Annotated in this window: 8 protein-coding genes and 1 riboswitch; of the genes, 5 read left to right on the forward strand and 3 right to left on the reverse strand. The window is 76.1% G+C overall.

Annotated features, from left to right (window positions below):
* Positions 1 to 89: 89 nt before the first annotated feature.
* Genes ACFVSN_RS09735 through ACFVSN_RS09745 form a run of 3 tightly spaced genes read left to right on the forward strand, consistent with a single transcriptional unit; the run spans position 90 to position 8,954 of the window.
* Positions 90 to 7,394, forward strand: a complete 7,305-nt coding sequence (locus tag ACFVSN_RS09735; RefSeq protein ID WP_387954357.1) for an amino acid adenylation domain-containing protein — start codon at positions 90 to 92, stop codon at positions 7,392 to 7,394.
* Positions 7,387 to 7,572 carry an MbtH family protein gene (locus ACFVSN_RS09740; protein WP_380436147.1) on the forward strand — a complete coding sequence of 62 codons (186 nt, stop codon included), beginning with the start codon at positions 7,387 to 7,389 and terminating at the stop codon, positions 7,570 to 7,572. The genes ACFVSN_RS09735 and ACFVSN_RS09740 overlap by 8 nt, the downstream gene beginning before the upstream one ends.
* Entirely contained in the window at positions 7,569 to 8,954 is a 1,386-nt protein-coding gene (locus ACFVSN_RS09745) for a DHA2 family efflux MFS transporter permease subunit (RefSeq protein WP_387954359.1), read from the forward strand. Before ACFVSN_RS09740 ends, ACFVSN_RS09745 begins: the two co-directional genes overlap by 4 nt.
* A gap of 81 nt (positions 8,955 to 9,035) precedes the next feature.
* On the opposite strand, the gene ACFVSN_RS09750 is transcribed toward ACFVSN_RS09745, so the two are convergent.
* Positions 9,036 to 9,899 (reverse strand): MBL fold metallo-hydrolase, encoded by an 864-nt coding sequence (locus ACFVSN_RS09750; RefSeq protein WP_387954361.1) that lies wholly within the window; start codon positions 9,897 to 9,899, stop codon positions 9,036 to 9,038.
* Positions 9,900 to 9,911: 12 nt separating this feature from the next.
* Positions 9,912 to 9,981: riboswitch (guanidine-III (ykkC-III) riboswitch) on the reverse strand.
* Positions 9,982 to 10,107: 126 nt separating this feature from the next.
* Here ACFVSN_RS09750 and ACFVSN_RS09755 point away from each other — a divergent pair.
* Positions 10,108 to 10,974, forward strand: coding sequence for a zinc-dependent metalloprotease (locus ACFVSN_RS09755; protein ID WP_380496120.1), 867 nt, complete (start codon positions 10,108 to 10,110; stop codon positions 10,972 to 10,974).
* On the opposite strand, the gene ACFVSN_RS09760 is transcribed toward ACFVSN_RS09755, so the two are convergent.
* Both ACFVSN_RS09760 and fhuB read right to left on the reverse strand, forming a co-directional pair.
* The gene (locus ACFVSN_RS09760; RefSeq protein WP_387954362.1) at positions 10,904 to 12,106 is read right to left on the reverse strand and encodes an alpha/beta hydrolase-fold protein; all 1,203 of its coding nucleotides are present in this window, start codon (positions 12,104 to 12,106) and stop codon (positions 10,904 to 10,906) included. The genes ACFVSN_RS09755 and ACFVSN_RS09760 overlap by 71 nt on opposite strands.
* Positions 12,107 to 12,192: 86 nt before the next feature.
* Positions 12,193 to 14,379, reverse strand: coding sequence for a Fe(3+)-hydroxamate ABC transporter permease FhuB (fhuB, locus tag ACFVSN_RS09765; protein ID WP_387954364.1), 2,187 nt, complete (start codon positions 14,377 to 14,379; stop codon positions 12,193 to 12,195).
* 106 nt (positions 14,380 to 14,485) lie between these two features.
* Here fhuB and ACFVSN_RS09770 point away from each other — a divergent pair, with 106 nt between their 5' ends.
* Positions 14,486 to 15,487: an ABC transporter substrate-binding protein gene (locus ACFVSN_RS09770; RefSeq protein WP_387954365.1), complete on the forward strand. Its 1,002-nt coding sequence runs from the start codon at positions 14,486 to 14,488 to the stop codon at positions 15,485 to 15,487.
* The last annotated feature ends 3 nt before the right edge of the window (positions 15,488 to 15,490 follow it).

A 15,490-nucleotide genomic window follows, 5' to 3' on the forward strand; every position in this document is an offset into this window, starting at 1 on the left:
CCCTTGCTGTTTCCCTTGCCGAACCGCCTTCCCGTTCCGCCTGCCGGACCCGACCGGACCCGACCGGACCCCGAGGAGCTCCCCGCACCATGCCCCGCCACCAGGCCGCGTCCGGCCCAGCCGCCCCCCTCCGAGGAGCGGTCGCCGACCTCCCGCTGCTCGCCACCCAGGCGGCCATCTGGTTCGCCCAGTCGCTCGACCCCGGCAGCCCGGCGTACAACACCGGCGACGCCGTCGAGATCACCGGCCCGCTCGACGAGACCCTGTTCGAACGCAGCCTCCGGCGGGCGGTCGGCGAGGCCGAGGCGTTGAGCGCCGTTGTCGTCACCGGCCCGGACGGCACGCCGCGCCAGCGGCTGAGCCCCGGCCGCCCCTGGCCGCTGCACCGCCTCGACGTGAGCGCCGCCGCCGACCCCGACGCCGAGGCCGACGCCTGGATGCGCGCCGACCTCGCCCGCCCGGCCGACCTCACCGCCGGCCCGCTGTTCACCCACGCCCTGATCCGCCTCGCCGCCGACCGGCACCTGTGGTACCGGCGGATCCACCATCTCGCCGTCGACGCCTATGCGTTGACCCTCCTGGGCGAGCGCGTCGCGGAGCTGTACACGGCAGGCGCCGGCGGCACCCGTCCCGCCCAGAGCCCGTTCGCCCCGCTCGCCGAACTCGTCGCCGAGGAGCAGGCCTACCGCCACTCCGGCGAGTACGCCGCCGACCGCGGCTTCTGGACCGCCCGCCTCGCGGACACCGGCAGCGCCGCCGCCACCACCGACGCGACCGCCGCACCGGCCACGTTCCCCGGCCGCACCGCCGATCCCGACGCGAACGCGAACGCCAACGCCACCCCCGCCACCACCACCCCGCCCCTGCGCCTCGCCGCCGATCTCCCCGCCGGCACCCGCGACCGCCTGGAGCGCGCCGCCACCGCCGCCCGCGCCACCTGGGCCGAACTCGTCCTCGCCGCCACCGCCGGCTACCTGCACCGCCTGGCCGCCACCGAGGACGTCGTCCTCGGCCTCCCGCTCGCCAACCGGCGCGGCCCCGCCGCCCTGCGCACCCCCGTCGCCACCGCCAACGTCCTCCCGCTGCGCGTCGCCGTCCACCCCGCCGACACCGCGGACGGGCTCCTGCGCCGGGTGGTCCGCGAACTGCGCGCCGTCCGCCGCCACCAGCGCTACCCCCTGGAGGACCTGCGCCGCGACCTCGCCCTGACCGGGGACCGCCGCGCGCTGTTCGGCCCGGTGGTCAACATCAAGGCCTTCGAGGGCGACCTCGACCTCGCCGGCCTGCCCGGCACCGTGCGCAACCTCGCCGCCGGCCCGGTCGACGACCTCGCGCTCGCCGTCTCGCCCGGCCCCGACGGCGCCCTGCGGCTGGTCCTGGAGGCCGACCCCGTCCGCTACGACGCCGACGCGCTCGCCGCCCACCGGGACGGCCTGCTGCGCTACCTCGACGGCCTCGCCCGGCTGCTCCTCGCCGACCCCGGCACGCCGATCGCCCGCATCGACCTGCTCGACGCCGACGCCCTCCGCCGCGCCACCACCGGCCGCGACGAGCCGCCGGCCGACCGGACGCTGCCCGAGCTGTTCGCCGAGCAGGCCGCCCGGACCCCGGCCGCCGCTGCCGTCTGCTGCGGCGAAGTCGCGCTCACCTTCCAGGAGTTGGACGAGGAGTCGACGCGCCTCGCCCACCGCCTCGCCGCGCTCGGCGTCCGCGCGGGGGCACCCGTCGCCCTGGCCCTGCCCCGCAGCGCCGACACCGTGGTCGCGATGCTCGCCGTGCTCAAGGCCGGCGGTGCCTGCGTGTCGCTCGACCTCGCCCACCCCCGGCAGCGCCTCGCCGCCGTCCTGGCCGACGCCCGCCCGGCCTGCGCCGTCGGTACCGCCGCCGCCCTCGCCGGGCTCGACCTGCCGGGCCACGTGCCCACGATCGTCCTCGACGCGTCGCTCCCCGAACCACAGTTCCCCGAACCGTCGCTCCCCGAACCACAGTTCCCCGAACCGCCGCTCCCCGAACCGCCGGTCACCGTTCTTCCGGCGCCCCAACTCGCCGACCCCGCCTACATCCTGCACACCTCGGGTTCCACCGGCCGGCCCAAGGGCGTCGTCGTCACCCACGCCGCGCTGGCCAACCTCCACGCCGGACACGGCGAGGACCACATCGCCCCGGCCGTCCGGCGCACCGGCCGCACCCGCCTGCGCGTCGCCCACAGCGCCTCCTTCGCCTTCGACGCCTCGTGGGACCCACTGCTGTGGATGGTCCACGGTCACGAACTGCACCTCCTCGACGACGCCACCTACCGCGACCCGGCCGCCCTCGTCGCCCACGTCGACCGCGAGCGCGTCGACTACCTCGACGTCACCCCGTCCTACCTCGAAGTCCTGCTCGCCGAAGGCCTCCTGGACGACGGCCGGCACCGCCCGGCCGTCATCGCCGTCGGCGGCGAGGCCACCCCGCCCGCGCTGTGGCAGCGCCTCGCCGCGGTCCCCGGCGTGTGCTCCGTCGACCTGTACGGTCCGACCGAGACCACCGTCGACGCCTACGCGTGGACCCCGGGCCCCGACGGCACCCCCGTCGGCCGGGTGGTGCGCGGCTCCCGGGCCTACGTCCTGGACGGCTCCCTGCGCCCGGTGCCCGACGGAGCCACCGGCGAACTCCACATCGCCGGGGCCTGTTTGGCGCGCGGCTACCTCGGCCGTCCGGACCTCACCGCCGAACGCTTCGTCGCCGACCCCTACGGCCCGCCCGGCTCCCGGATGTACCGCACCGGGGACCTCGCCCGGCGCCGCCCCGACGGGACGCTGGAGTTCCTCGGCCGCGCCGACGACCAGGTGAAGATCCGCGGCTTCCGCGTCGAGCCCGGCGAGATCGCCGCCGTCCTGGCGCAACTCCCCGACGTCGAGCGGGCCGTGGTGATCGCGCGACCGGGCCCGCAGGGCAAGCGGCTGCTCGGCTACGCGGTCCCCGCGCCCGGTGCGACGCCCTCGCCGGCCGCGCTGCGGGCCGGACTCGCCGCCCGCCTGCCCGCGCACATGGTGCCGGCCGCCGTCCTCGTCCTCGACGACCTGCCGCGCACCGCCCACGACAAGCTCGACCACCGCGCCCTGCCCGAACCCGTCGCCACCGCGGGCGGATCGGAGCCCGCGGCCACCCCGCAGGAGGAGGTCCTGTGCGGCCTCTTCGCCGACGTCCTCGCCCTCGCCGAGACGCCCGGCCGGGACGCGTCCTTCTTCGACCTCGGCGGCCACTCCCTGCTCGCGGGCCGCCTCGCCGCGCGCGTCCGCGAGACCCTGGGCGCCACCGTCGGGTTCGCCGACGTCTTCCGCCACCCCACCCCGGCCGGGCTCGCCACCCTGCTGCGCGAGCGTTCCGCCCCCGAGCCGCGCCCCGCCCTCGTGCCCGTCCCGCGCGCCGAGCGCATGCCGCTGTCGCCCGCCCAGCGCGGACTCTGGTTCCTGCACCGGCTCGAAGGCCCCAGCCCCACCTACAACATCCCGCTCGCGCTCACCCTCACCGGTCCGCTCGACCGGGACGCGCTCGCGCTCGCCGTCGCCGACCTCGCGGCCCGGCACGAGATCCTCCGCACGGTCTACGGCGAGGAGCCCGACGGGACGCCGTACCAGCGGGTACTGCCGGCCATGCCCGTTGCGCTGCACCATGGCGACAGCCTTGCCGGGGCGGTCCGCCACGCCTTCGACCTGACGGCCGAACCGCCGCTGCGGGCAAGCCTGTTCAGGGACGGCGAGCAGGAGCACACGCTCCTCCTCTTGCTCCACCACATCGCCGGCGACGGCGCGTCCACCACCCCGCTGGCCCGCGACCTCGCCACGGCCTACCGCGCCCGGGCAGCCGGGTCCGGTCCCGAATTCGGCGAACTCACCGTCCAGTTCGCCGACCACGCCGCCCGCCAGCGGCAGCTCCTCGGTACGCCCGAGGCGCCGACCCCGCTCGCCGCCCGGCAGCTCGACCACTGGCGGACCGCGCTCGACGGCCTGCCCGACCAGCTCGAACTCCCCACCGACCGCCCGCGCCCGGCCGTCGCCGGACACGACGGCGCCACCGTGCCGTTCGCGCTCGGCGCCGAGGCCCACGCCGCCCTCGCGGCGCTCGCCCGGGCCACCGGCACCACAGTCTTCATGGCCGTCCAGGCGGGTCTCGCCGCCGTGCTCACCCGGCACGGCTGCGGTACCGACATCCCGGTCGGCACCCCGGTGGCGGGCCGCGACGAGCCGGAGACCGCCGCGCTGGTCGGCTACTTCGTCAACTCGGTGGTCCTGCGCACGGACACCTCGGGCGACCCGGGCTTTCGTGAGCTCCTCGGGCGCGTCCGCGGCACCGTCCTGGCCGCGCACGAGCACGCCGACCTGCCGTTCGACCGGCTCGTCGAGGAGCTCAACCCGCCCCGGTCGCTGGCCCGGCACCCGCTCTTCCAGGTGATGCTGGCCTGGCAGAGCCGCCCGGACGAGGACTTCGCGCTGGCCGGGGGCCTCACCGCCCGCATGGCCGCCGTGCCCACCGGCACCGCCAAGTTCGACCTCACCCTCAACGCGGGCGAGCTCCCCGGCGGCGGCATCGGCGGCTTCCTGGAGTACCGCACCGACCTGTTCGACGCGTCCACCGCCGAGGCCCTGGCCACCCGGCTCGCCCGGCTCCTGACCGCTGCCGCGGCCGACCCCGACACCGCCATCGGCCGACTCCCGTTGCTCGGCGAGGAGGAGCGCCGGCGCGCACTCGTCGACTGGAACGGCACGCCCGTCCCCTCGGTGCCCGGTCCTGGGCTGCCTGGCCCTGGCGTGCCCGGCGCGACGCTGCCCGAGCTCTTCGAGGCGGCCGCAAAGGCCAATCCCGGGGCCGTGGCCGTCGGTTACGGGGACGATCGGCTCGACTACGCCGAACTCGGCGCCCGCGCCGACCGCTTGGCCCGCGCCCTCGCCGCGCGCGGCATCGGTCCCGGTACGATCGTCGCGCTCGCCCTGCCCCGCTCGCTCGAACTCGTCGTCGCCCTCCTCGCGGTGACCAAGTCCGGCGCGGCCTACCTGCCGCTCGACCCCGACTACCCGGCCGACCGCCTCGCCTACATGCTGGCCGACGCCGCCCCCGCCGCCCTCCTCACCGATCGCGCCACCGCACCCCGGCTGCCCGGCAACGACGTGCCCCGACTCCTCGTCGACGACGAAGAAGAGGCGTTCCCCGCCGTCCCGCTCGCCCAGCACGAACGCACCCGTCCACTGCGGGCCGACGACACCGCCTACGTCATCTACACGTCCGGCTCCACCGGCCGGCCCAAGGGCGTGCCCGTCACCCACCGCAACGTCGTCCGGCTGTTCGGCGCCACCGACCACTGGTTCGGCTTCGGTCCCGAGGACGTCTGGACGCTCTTCCACTCCTACGCCTTCGACTTCTCCGTCTGGGAGCTGTGGGGCGCCCTGCTGCACGGCGGCCGGCTGGTCGTCGTCCCGCACCTGGTCAGCCGCGACCCGGCGGCCTTCCTCGACCTGCTCGCCCGCGAGCGCGTCACCGTCCTCAACCAGACCCCGTCCGCGTTCTACCAGCTCAGCGCCGCCGACCGGGACCACCCCGGGCGCGAACTCGCCCTGCGGTACGTCGTGTTCGGCGGCGAGGCGCTCGAACCCGGCCGCCTCGACGACTGGTACGCGCGGCACCCCGAGGACGCGCCCGTCCTGGTCAACATGTACGGCATCACCGAGACCACCGTGCACGTCACCCACCGCGCCCTCGACCGGGCGAGCGCCGCCGCCGGAACCGGCAGCACCATCGGCGTCAACATCCCCGACCTGCGCGTCTACGTCCTCGACGAGCACCTCCAGCCCGTGCCGCCCGGCGTCACCGGCGAGATGTACGTCGCCGGGGCCGGCCTCGCCCGCGGCTACCTCGGCCGTCCCGCGCTGAGCGCCGGGCGCTTCGTCGCCGACCCGTACGCCGAGCTGTTCGGCGAGCGCGGCACCCGGATGTACCGCTCCGGCGACCTCGCCCGCCGCCGCGCCGACGGGGAACTGGAGTACCTCGGGCGGGCCGACCAGCAGGTGAAGATCCGCGGCTTCCGGATCGAACCCGGCGAGATCGAGGCCGTCCTGGCCGCCCACCCGGGCGTCGCCGACGCCGCCGTGGTCGTCCGGGAGGACGCACCCGGCGACAAGCGGCTCGTCGGCTACGCCGTCGCCACGGCCACGCCGGACGAGCTCCGCGCCCACGCCGCCGCCGGACTGCCCGCCCACATGGTGCCGTCCGCGGTCGTGCTCCTCGACCGCCTCCCGCTCACTGCCAACGGCAAGCTGGACCGCCGCGCGCTGCCCGCCCCCGAGGCGCCCGCCGCCGGCGCCGGCCGTCCGCCGCGCACTCCGCGCGAGCAGCAGCTGTGCGAACTGTTCGCCGAGGTCCTGGGCGCCCCCGCGGTCGGCGTCGAGGACGACTTCTTCGCCCTCGGCGGCCACTCGCTGCTGGTCGTCCGCCTCGCCGGCCGGATCCGCGACGTCCTCGGCGTCGACGTGGGCATCGGCACCCTGTTCCGCGCCCCGACGGTCGCCGCCCTGGACACAGCCCTGGCCGCCGGGGACGAGGACGCCGACGCGCTCGACGTCCTGCTCCCGCTGCGGCCCGCCGCACCCGGACGGCAGGCCCCGCTGTTCGCGATCCATCCGGCGGGCGGCCTGAGCTGGTGCTACACCGGGCTGATCCGCCACCTGCCCGCCGACGTGCCGATCTACGGCCTCCAGGCGCAGGGCGTCGGCGCCGCCACCGCGGAGGAGCCGCTGCCGCGGAGCCTGGAGGAGCTGGCGGCGCACTACGCGGACCGGCTGCGCGAGGTGCAGCCCGACGGCCCGTACCGGCTGCTCGGCTGGTCCACCGGCGGCATCATCGCGCACGCCGTCGCCGTCCGGCTCCAGGAGCTGGGCCACGCCGTCGAGCTGCTCGCCATCCTGGACGCCTACCCGGCAGAGGGCTTCCGCGAGCTGCCCGTCCCCGACCAGGCCGAGGCGCTGGAGGCCCTGCTCACCATGGGCGGCTTCGGCCCGGCCGACCTCGCCGGCCGGCCGCTCGAACTCGCCTCCGTCACCGCGCTGTTGCGCCGCGAGGGCAGCCCGCTCGCCGGGCTCGGCGACGCCACCGTCGAGGCCCTGAACCGGATCTACCTCAACACCAACCACCTCGTGCGCGGCTACGACCACCGGCGCTTCGACGGCGACGTGCTGTTCTTCCGCGCGACCGTCGACACCATCGACGAGACGCTCGTGCCCGAGCTGTGGACGCCGTACGTGTCCGGCCGGATCGCCGACACCGACGTCGCCTGCTCGCACAAGGACATGACCCTGCCCGCGCCCATCGCGCACATCGCCCGCGTGATCGCCGACCACCTGGAGAACGCCACCCATGAGTGACGCACCCGCCAACCCCTTCGACGCCGACGGCGACTTCCTCGCCCTTGTCAACGGCCAGGGCCAGCACTCCCTCTGGCCCGCCTTCGCCGCCGTCCCGGCCGGCTGGGACGTCGCCCACGGCCCGTGCGCCCGCACCGCCGCCCTGGACTGGATCTCCGCGCACTGGACCGACCTGTGACCGCACCCGCCGAGGCCCGGCCCCTCCCGGCCGGCCGGGCCGCGGTGGTCGTCGCCTACACGGCCGCGATGTGCATGAGCGGCCTGGACTCGACGATCGTCAACCCCGCGCTGTACACGATCGCGGGGGACTTCGGCCGGCCGGTCGAGGCGGCCAACGCGGTCGAGACCGCGTTCCTCGTCGGCCTCGCCGCCGGCCTGCCCGTGGCCGGCTGGCTCGGCGACCGGTACGGGGTGAAGCGGGTGTTCCTCGGGGCGCTGGCCGCGTTCACGCTCGCCTCCGCGCTGTGCGCCGCCGCGTCCGGGCTGGGCGCACTGGCCGCCGCCCGGGCCGTCCAGGGCGTCGCGGGCGGCCTGCTGACGCCGGTCGGGATGACGCTGCTGTTCCGGGCCTTCGCCCCGCACGAGCGGGCGGGCCTCGGCAAGGTGCTGATCGTGCCGACGGCACTGATGCCCGCCCTCGGCCCGCCGCTCGGCGGGTTCCTCACCGAACACCTCTCCTGGCACTGGCTGTTCCTCGTGAACGTGCCGATCGGCGCGGCCACCGTGGCCGTCGGACTCGTCGGCCTGCGGGCGGGGGAGGAGCCACCGGCCGGACGCTTCGACACCACCGGCTTCCTGCTCGCCACCCCGGGCCTCGGCCTGCTCACGTACGCGCTCGGCTTCGGCCCGGCGCAGGGCTGGTCGTCGCCGGAGGTGCTGGTGAGCGGGGTGACCGGGACGGCGCTCCTCGTGGCCGCCGTGCGTCACCAACTCCGGTCCGCCGAACCACTGGTGGACCTGCGGCTGCTCGCCGACCGCACCTTCGGCGCCGCCGCCCGGCTCGCGCTGCTGACGTCGGCCGGGCTGATGGGCGCGCTGTTCGTCCTCCCGCTGCTCTACCAAGTGGCCCTCGGCGCCTCGGCGCTGGACGCGGGCCTGAGCGTCTTCCCCGAGGCGGTGGGCCTGATGGCCGCCTCCCAGGCGGTGGACCGCCTCCTGCCCCGCCTCGGCCCGCGCCGCCTGGCCGTGCCCGCCCTGCTGCTGGCGGCGGCGGTCCTGGCCGCGCTGGCGTTCACCGAAGACCCGTGGGCGGTAAGGGCGTTGATGTTCGCCGTGGGCCTGGTCCTGGGCACCGCCGTGCTCACCCTGCAGATCGCCGGCTTCGCCGACGTCCCGCCGCCCGCGACGGGCCGGGCGATGGCCCTGTTCACGATCGTCCGCACCCTCGGCGGAGCCCTGGGCATCGCGACGACCGCCGCCCTCGTCGCCCTCCTGGCCGACGGCGACAACCCCACCCCCTACCGCATCGCCCTCCTCGCCACCGCCCTCCCGATCGCCGCCGCTGTCCTCCCCGCCACCCGCCTCCCGAAGGCCCTCGCGCCCCCGCCACCGGAAGACTGATCACGCGGAGAGTCGATCCGCGTCCCCGAACCGTTCGGCTTCGAGCTGGACCTGTCCGGGCTGGTCCCCTACCGGGACTGACTACTCGCTCGGCCAGAGGATCAGGTTCGGGAGGGCGTGGCGGGTCGGGGTGCCGCCCGACGATGTGAGGGCTGTGCGGATGTCGTGGAGGTCCTCGACCGTGAGCTGGAGCGGGGGTTCGTCGGGCTGGTAGGTGGTGCGGATCGGGTAGTCCACGCCCGGGGTGGTGGTCATCTCGATGTGGCAGCCGAGCACGTGGGTGACCGGGCGGCGGTCGGCGAGGGCGATCAGGCGGTCGATGCTGCGCGTGAACGCGGGCCAGTCGTCGATGTAGAGCCGCCCGGGGTAGACGGTGTCGCCGGTGAGGAGGACGCCCGTCCAGGGGTCGTAGTACGTGACCGCCGCCGGGTGGTGGCCCGGGGTGGCGAGGCACTCCAGCACCCGGCCGCCGCCCAGGTCGACGAGGGCCACGGCGTCCGGGTCGGTGTCGAAGCCGAAGAAGGGCCATGCGACGGCCGGGTCGGCGGCGACCACGGTCGTGTCGGGGCGGTCGGCGAACTGGCCGTCGCCCGCGACGTGGTCGCCGTGCGGGTGGGTGTGCAGCACGAGCAGTCCGTACCCGTCCTGCGGGTGGCGGGCGAGCCACGCCTCGATCTGTTCGTCGACCACCGCGCGCAGCGGGAAGTGCGCGGCGTCGGCGGTCGCCCCGGTGTCGAGCAGCACCGCCCGCTCGGCCCCGAACAGGAGGTACAGGAACGGCGCCTCGTAGTGGACGGCCTTGTTCTGCCGCAGTACGACCGTGTGCTCGTCGTACGCGTGGACCTGGATCTCCGGCCCGGTGTCGTGCTTGGCCGACGGCGAGCCGTGGATCCACCGCACGTCCAGCGGCCGCGGCACCGGGACGGCCCGGGTGAAGTCGGGCATGACGCCTCCTCCGGTGCGTCGTCTTGTCGGGCCGGGTACGGCGCACGTCTCGTCCGGGGCGGGCGCGCCGGTGCGCCGCCACCGGGACGCTAGCACGGTGCCGGGCCGCCCTCATGACGCTCCGGGGACCGCTTCCCGGACGCCGGTTTCCGGCCGGTCCGGCGCACCGAGTGGGAAGAGTTTTCCAGGCGACGTACAGTTCCGCTTCGTGATCGAGATCGAGATCGTCGTCGAACAGCAGGCGGGCGGTGCGTGGGACGCCCTGGCGGAGGCGGCCCGCGCCCTGACCGGGGAACTGGCCGGTCCCGTCGAGGAGACCACGGGCCTCGACCTCGGCCCCGGGGTGCGCCTCGCGCTGGTGGACCCGGACGCGTTCGCGCAGCGCCGCGAGGCCTACGTGCGCCGGGTCTGCGAGACCGTCCTCGCGGGCGAGGCGCTGGCGGCCGTCGCGGACCCGGCGAAGCGCGAGAAGGCCGAGGCGGCGCTGCGCAAGGGACCGGCGTCGGCGGACTCCGACCGCAGGATCAGCTGCGTGCCGTCCGGCCGGGTGGTGCAGGACGAGGAGGGCCGGTGGGTCCTCCTGCTGGCTCCGGCGCTGCTGGCGGGCGCGCCGCAGCGGGCCCCGCTGCGCGCGGTGCTGGCGCACCTGCTGACCCACCAGGCCCAGATCCGCGCGGGCGGCCCCCGGCCGGGGGCGGACGCGGTCGAGGCGCTGCTGCTCCACCGGACCTCCGGCGGCACGCGGGAGGACGACCCGGTCCTCGGCGCGCTGTGGGAGGGGCACGCGCGCTGGGCGACGCGCCGGCTGCTGGCCCGGGACCAGGCGGGGGAGCGGAAGACGGCCCGGGCCGCCCGGCTGCTGTCCCGCCTGCCGGGCGTGCGCGCCGAGTCGGACACCCACGAGAAGGCGGTGCGGTTCGTGCGCACGCTGGTCGAGGCGGGCGGGACGGAGACGGTGAACCGGATCTGGACGGACCGCTCCCTGGTGCCGACCCGCCGCGAGCTCACCTCCCCCGCCCGCTGGCTGGCCCGCACGGGGCTGGGGCCCGCGGAGGGCGGTCCCCCGGAGGGGTGAGGGGCCCGGGTCGGCGGCGGTCGCGCAGCAGGTGCGCGAGCCCGTCGGCGAGGCCGCCGCGCCAACAGGCGTAGTCGTGCCCGCCGTTGAACTCCCGGTATTCGAGGTCGTAGCCGCGCGCCGTGAGGACGTCGCGCAGGTGGCGGCTCTGGGCGAGGAGCAGCCACTCCTGGAGCCCCACCTCGACGTAGAAGCGCGCCGCGCGGCGCTCCTCGGTGGCGAAGCGGCGGGTGAGCCACTCGCTGCCGGCGTCGAACTCGGTCTCGTCCGGCCACCAGAACGAGCCGGACTGGGCGAGCGCGTTGCCGAAGCGCTCCGGGCGCCGGTAGGCGGCGAAGGCGGCGGTGAGGCCGCCCGCGCTCTGGCCGGCGACGACGGTGGCCGCCGGGTCCGTGGTGGCGCCGAACTCGCGGGCGGCCCAGGGGAGGAGCCGGTCGGCGAGGAAGTCGACGAAGGCCGGGTTGCAGCTGAGGTCGGCCGCGCGCTCGGGGCCCATGGTGTGCACGAGCAGCGCGACCGTCGGGGGGAGGGCGCCGTCGGCCGCCAGGTTGTCGAGGGTGTCGCCGACGGACAGCACCTCGCCCCACATCTCGCCGTCGAGCAGCACCGCCACCGCGTACGGCGCGGCGGGCCCGTCGGCGCTCCAGCCGGCCGGGAGGTGGACGTCCACCCGGCGCCCGTCGAGCGCACGGGCCGTCGTCCGCCCGCGCGGCACGCCGTCGCGCCGGGCCGCGTACGGCTGGGCGGGCGCCTCGGGGAGGCTGAGGACGGTGGCGGGCCGCCGGCCGTCCCGGGCGGGGAGCAGGGGGCCGCCGTGCGGGTCGGGCCGGGCGTCGTCGAGGACGCGCATCCAGTCGGCGCGCGCGGTGCCGGGGGGCGCGCCGTGGAACGGGTACACCTGGTAGGACGCGCGATGGTCGGCCCGCAGGCGGTAGGTGATCTCCCAACGCCCTCTCCCCGTCGGTTTCATGAGGTGCGGGGTGAGGTCGCCGGCGTGCCGGTCCCGGTCCGTGACGGTGTGGACGAGCGCGAGCACGCCGTCGCAGTCCGGGCCGTCGTACGTGAACGTCACCTGCCGGTAGGTCGGATCGTCCGGATCGGGCTCGATGCGCGGGCCCGTCTGCTGCTCCATGGTCCAACTCCCCTTTCGTTCAAGCGAATCAGTCGTCACGCCGCGCTTGCTTTCACGCGGCGCTCGCTCCCGCACCGTGCTCGCCGTCACACCGGGCCACCCCTGCGCCCGAGCAGCACCCAGAGCAGGAACGGCCCGCCGAGCACCGTCGTGACGATGCCGACCGGGATCTCCACACCGCCGATCAGCACCCGCCCGAGCGTGTCCGCGAGCACGACGAGCAGGGCGCCCGCGAGCGCCGAGCCCACCACCGGGACCCGGGCCGGCCCGGCGAGCCGTCCGGCCAGCACGGGCGCGGCGAGGGCGACGAAGCCGACCGGCCCGCACACCCCGACCGCGAGGCCGGCCAGCGCGACGGCCAGCAGCAGGCACACCAGCCGGACGCGCCCCGGCTCGACCCCGAGCGAGGCGGCGACGTCGTCGTCGAAGCGCAGTACGGCCAGCCGCCGGGCCATCGCGAGCGCGACCGGCACCAGGACCGCGAGCCCGGCGAGGACGGGCGCGGCGACGTCGTAGTCGCGCCCGTTGAGGCTGCCGGAGGTCCATACGTACAGCGAGCCCGCCGAGTTGAGCGAGCGGCGGGCGAGCGCGACCTGGACGACGGCCGAGGCCAGCGCCGACATCGCGAGGCCGACGACCAGGACCCGGTAGCCGCGCGCGCCCAGCCCGCCGGAGACGAGGGTGACGGCGAGGACGGCGGCGAGCGCGCCGAGCGGTCCGGCCCACCAGGCGCCGAAGGTGCCGGAGACGGTCGCGCTGACGAGCACGGCGGCCGTGGCGCCGTCGTTGACGCCGAGCAGTTCGGGGGTGGCGAGGCGGTTGCGGGCGAGGGTCTGGGTGAGGCAGCCGGCCAGGCCGAGGGCGGCGCCGGCGGCGAGCCCGGCGACGATCCGGCCGAGCCGGAAGCGCTGCACGAGCAGGACGTCGAGCCGGTCGCCGTAGCCGAACACGGCCTGGAACGTCCGGCCGAGGCCGAGTCCGCCCTGTCCGGCGTGCGCGGAGACGACGACGGCGGCGAGCAGGGCGGCGCCGAGCCCGAGCGCGGCGAGCAGCGCGCGGCGGGGGAGGAGCAGCGACCACGCGCCGCGACGCAGGACCAAATCCGGTTTCCCGGGCGGCAGTTCCCGGCCGGGTGGGGAGGACGTGGCGGTCTCGGTGACGGCGAGCGCGGCCGTGCGGCGCGAGCGGACGATGGCGATCAGGGCCGGCGCGCCGATCAGGGCGACGATCACCGACACGGGCGCCTCGAACGGCCGGGCCGCCACGCGGGCGAGGATGTCCGCGCCGGTCAGCACGGCGGCGCCGAACAAGCCTGCGAGCATGGTCAGTTGGCCGACCTTCGGCCCGGCGGTGGCGCGGGCCAGGAACCCGGCGAGGAGGCCGAGGAAGGAGACCGGACCGGCGAGCGCGACCGCCGAGGCGGTGAGCAGCGTGACGGCGAGCGCGACCGCCGCCCGGGTGGCGCCGGGCCGGTGGCCGAGGCCGCGGGCGAGGTCGTCGCCGAGGGCGAGCGCGGTGAGCGGGCGGGTGGCGAGCGCGGCGACCGCGAAGCCGAGGGCGAGCACCGGAGCGATCCGGCCGAGCGTCGACCAGCCCTCCGTCCCGGCCAGCGAGCCGAGCACCCACACGCGGTAACGGTCGTAGGCCTCCGGCGAGTTGACGATCAGGATACCGGTGAGCCCGCCGAAGGTCGCGCCGACCGCCGATCCGCCGAGGACCAGCCGCATCGGCGAACCGCCGCCCCGGGCGCCCGCGATCAGCAGCACCAGCACGCCGGACACCAGGGCCCCGCCGAACGCGAACGCGAGGTAGCCGTACGAGCTCTGGACGCCGAGCACGGCGATGCCGAGCACGACCCCGAGGGAGGCGCCCGCGTTGACGCCGAGCAGGCCGGTCTCGGCGAGCGGGTTGCGCGTGACGGACTGCAGCTGCGCGCCCGCGACCCCGAGGGCGGCGCCGACCAGCAGCGCGGCGAGCGTGCGCGGCAGGCGCAGATCGCCGACGACGAGGGCGAGTCGGCCGTCCGTGCGGGCGCCGTCACGGTCCAGCAGGTAGGCGAGCACGCGCCCCGGGCCGACCTCGCCCGCGCCGACGGACAGCGAGAGGGCGGCGAGCGCCAGCAGCGCCGCGAGCACCCCGGCGGCGACCGGCCAGGTCCGGCGGTGGCCCTCGCGCGCCGGCGCCCCGGCGGGCCCGGAGGGCTCGGGGGATGCGGGGGAGCTGCGCGGGCCGGTCCGGGGTGCTTCGTGGACGCCCACTTGCGACAATGTCATAAGGTAAGGCTAACCTAACGTCGAAAGCGGTCCGTCCTGGCGCCCCCGTCGCGCCGATCCGGCGGAGCCCGCCGAACTCCCGTACCACCGCTGCCCGGAGGCACCCATGCCGTACGCCCAGAGCCCGCTCCGTCCCGCCCGCCACCGCGCGGCCCGGGTGCTGGCCGTCACCGGGGCCGCCGCCCTCCTCCTCGCCGGGTGCGGTTCGTCGGGCTCGTCGGGCTCCTCTGCCAAGGCGGCCGACGCGCCGCAGTCGTCCGGGGACAAGCGGACCGTCAAGGACGCCACGGGCAAGGCCGTTGAGGTCCCCGCCGCCCCCCAGCGGATCGTCACCCTCACCCAGGAGGACCTCGACGCGGTGCTCGCCCTCGGGGTGCGGCCGGTCGGCATCACCAACGGCCAGGGCCTGGACGCGCCGCCCGCCTACCTCAAGGGCAAGGTCGAGGGCGTCCCGGTGGTCGGCAACCTGCTCCAGCCCGTCATGGACAAGGTGATCGCCGCCAAGCCCGACCTCATCCTGGCCGGCGACATGCAGGACGAGCAGGTGCTCAAGCAGCTGCGCGAGATCACCCCGGCCACGCTCGTCACCATGGCGCCCACCGACGACTGGAAGCTCGCCCTGCGCGGCATCGGAAACGCCGTCAACAAGCTCGACCAGGCCGACAGGGTCATCGGCGACTATGACGCCAAGGCCAAGCAGGCGGGCGAGGGCCTCGGCCCCGGCAAGGGCGCGGCCGTCTCGATCGTCCGCTGGAACCCCACCGGGCCCAGCTGGATGGAGAAGAAGCAGTTCGCGAGCGGCGTCGCCCTCGACATGGGCCTCACCCGCCCCAAGTCCCAGGACAAGGACGGCAACGCGCACGGCCCGGCGCTCAGCCTGGAGAAGCTCGACGAGATCGACGGCGACTGGCTGTTCCTCTCCACCCTCACCGACGACGGCAAGTCCGCCCTCAAGGACGTCCAGTCCAAGCCCGCCTACCGGGAGTTGGGCGCCGTGAAGAACAACCACGCCGTCACGGTGGACGGTTCGGTCTGGTCCACCCGCGGCGGCCCGCTCGCGGCCGGCGTCGTCATCGAGGACATCACCAAGGCCCTGACCGCCTCCTGAACC

The organism is Kitasatospora sp. NPDC057904 (assembly GCF_042887925.1).
In the GTDB taxonomy this organism is placed as follows: domain Bacteria; phylum Actinomycetota; class Actinomycetes; order Streptomycetales; family Streptomycetaceae; genus Kitasatospora.

Bases quoted from the DNA above. Each gene is read 5' to 3' on its own strand.
- ACFVSN_RS09770 (WP_387954365.1), top strand. From the start codon at position 14,486: ATGCCGTACGCCCAGAGCCCGCTCCGTCCCGCCCGCCACCGCGCGGCC.
- ACFVSN_RS09750 (WP_387954361.1), bottom strand. From the start codon at position 9,899: ATGCCCGACTTCACCCGGGCCGTCCCGGTGCCGCGGCCGCTGGACGTG.
- fhuB (WP_387954364.1), bottom strand. From the start codon at position 14,379: ATGACATTGTCGCAAGTGGGCGTCCACGAAGCACCCCGGACCGGCCCG.
- ACFVSN_RS09740 (WP_380436147.1), top strand. From the start codon at position 7,387: ATGAGTGACGCACCCGCCAACCCCTTCGACGCCGACGGCGACTTCCTC.
- ACFVSN_RS09735 (WP_387954357.1), top strand. From the start codon at position 90: ATGCCCCGCCACCAGGCCGCGTCCGGCCCAGCCGCCCCCCTCCGAGGA.
- ACFVSN_RS09760 (WP_387954362.1), bottom strand. From the start codon at position 12,106: ATGGAGCAGCAGACGGGCCCGCGCATCGAGCCCGATCCGGACGATCCG.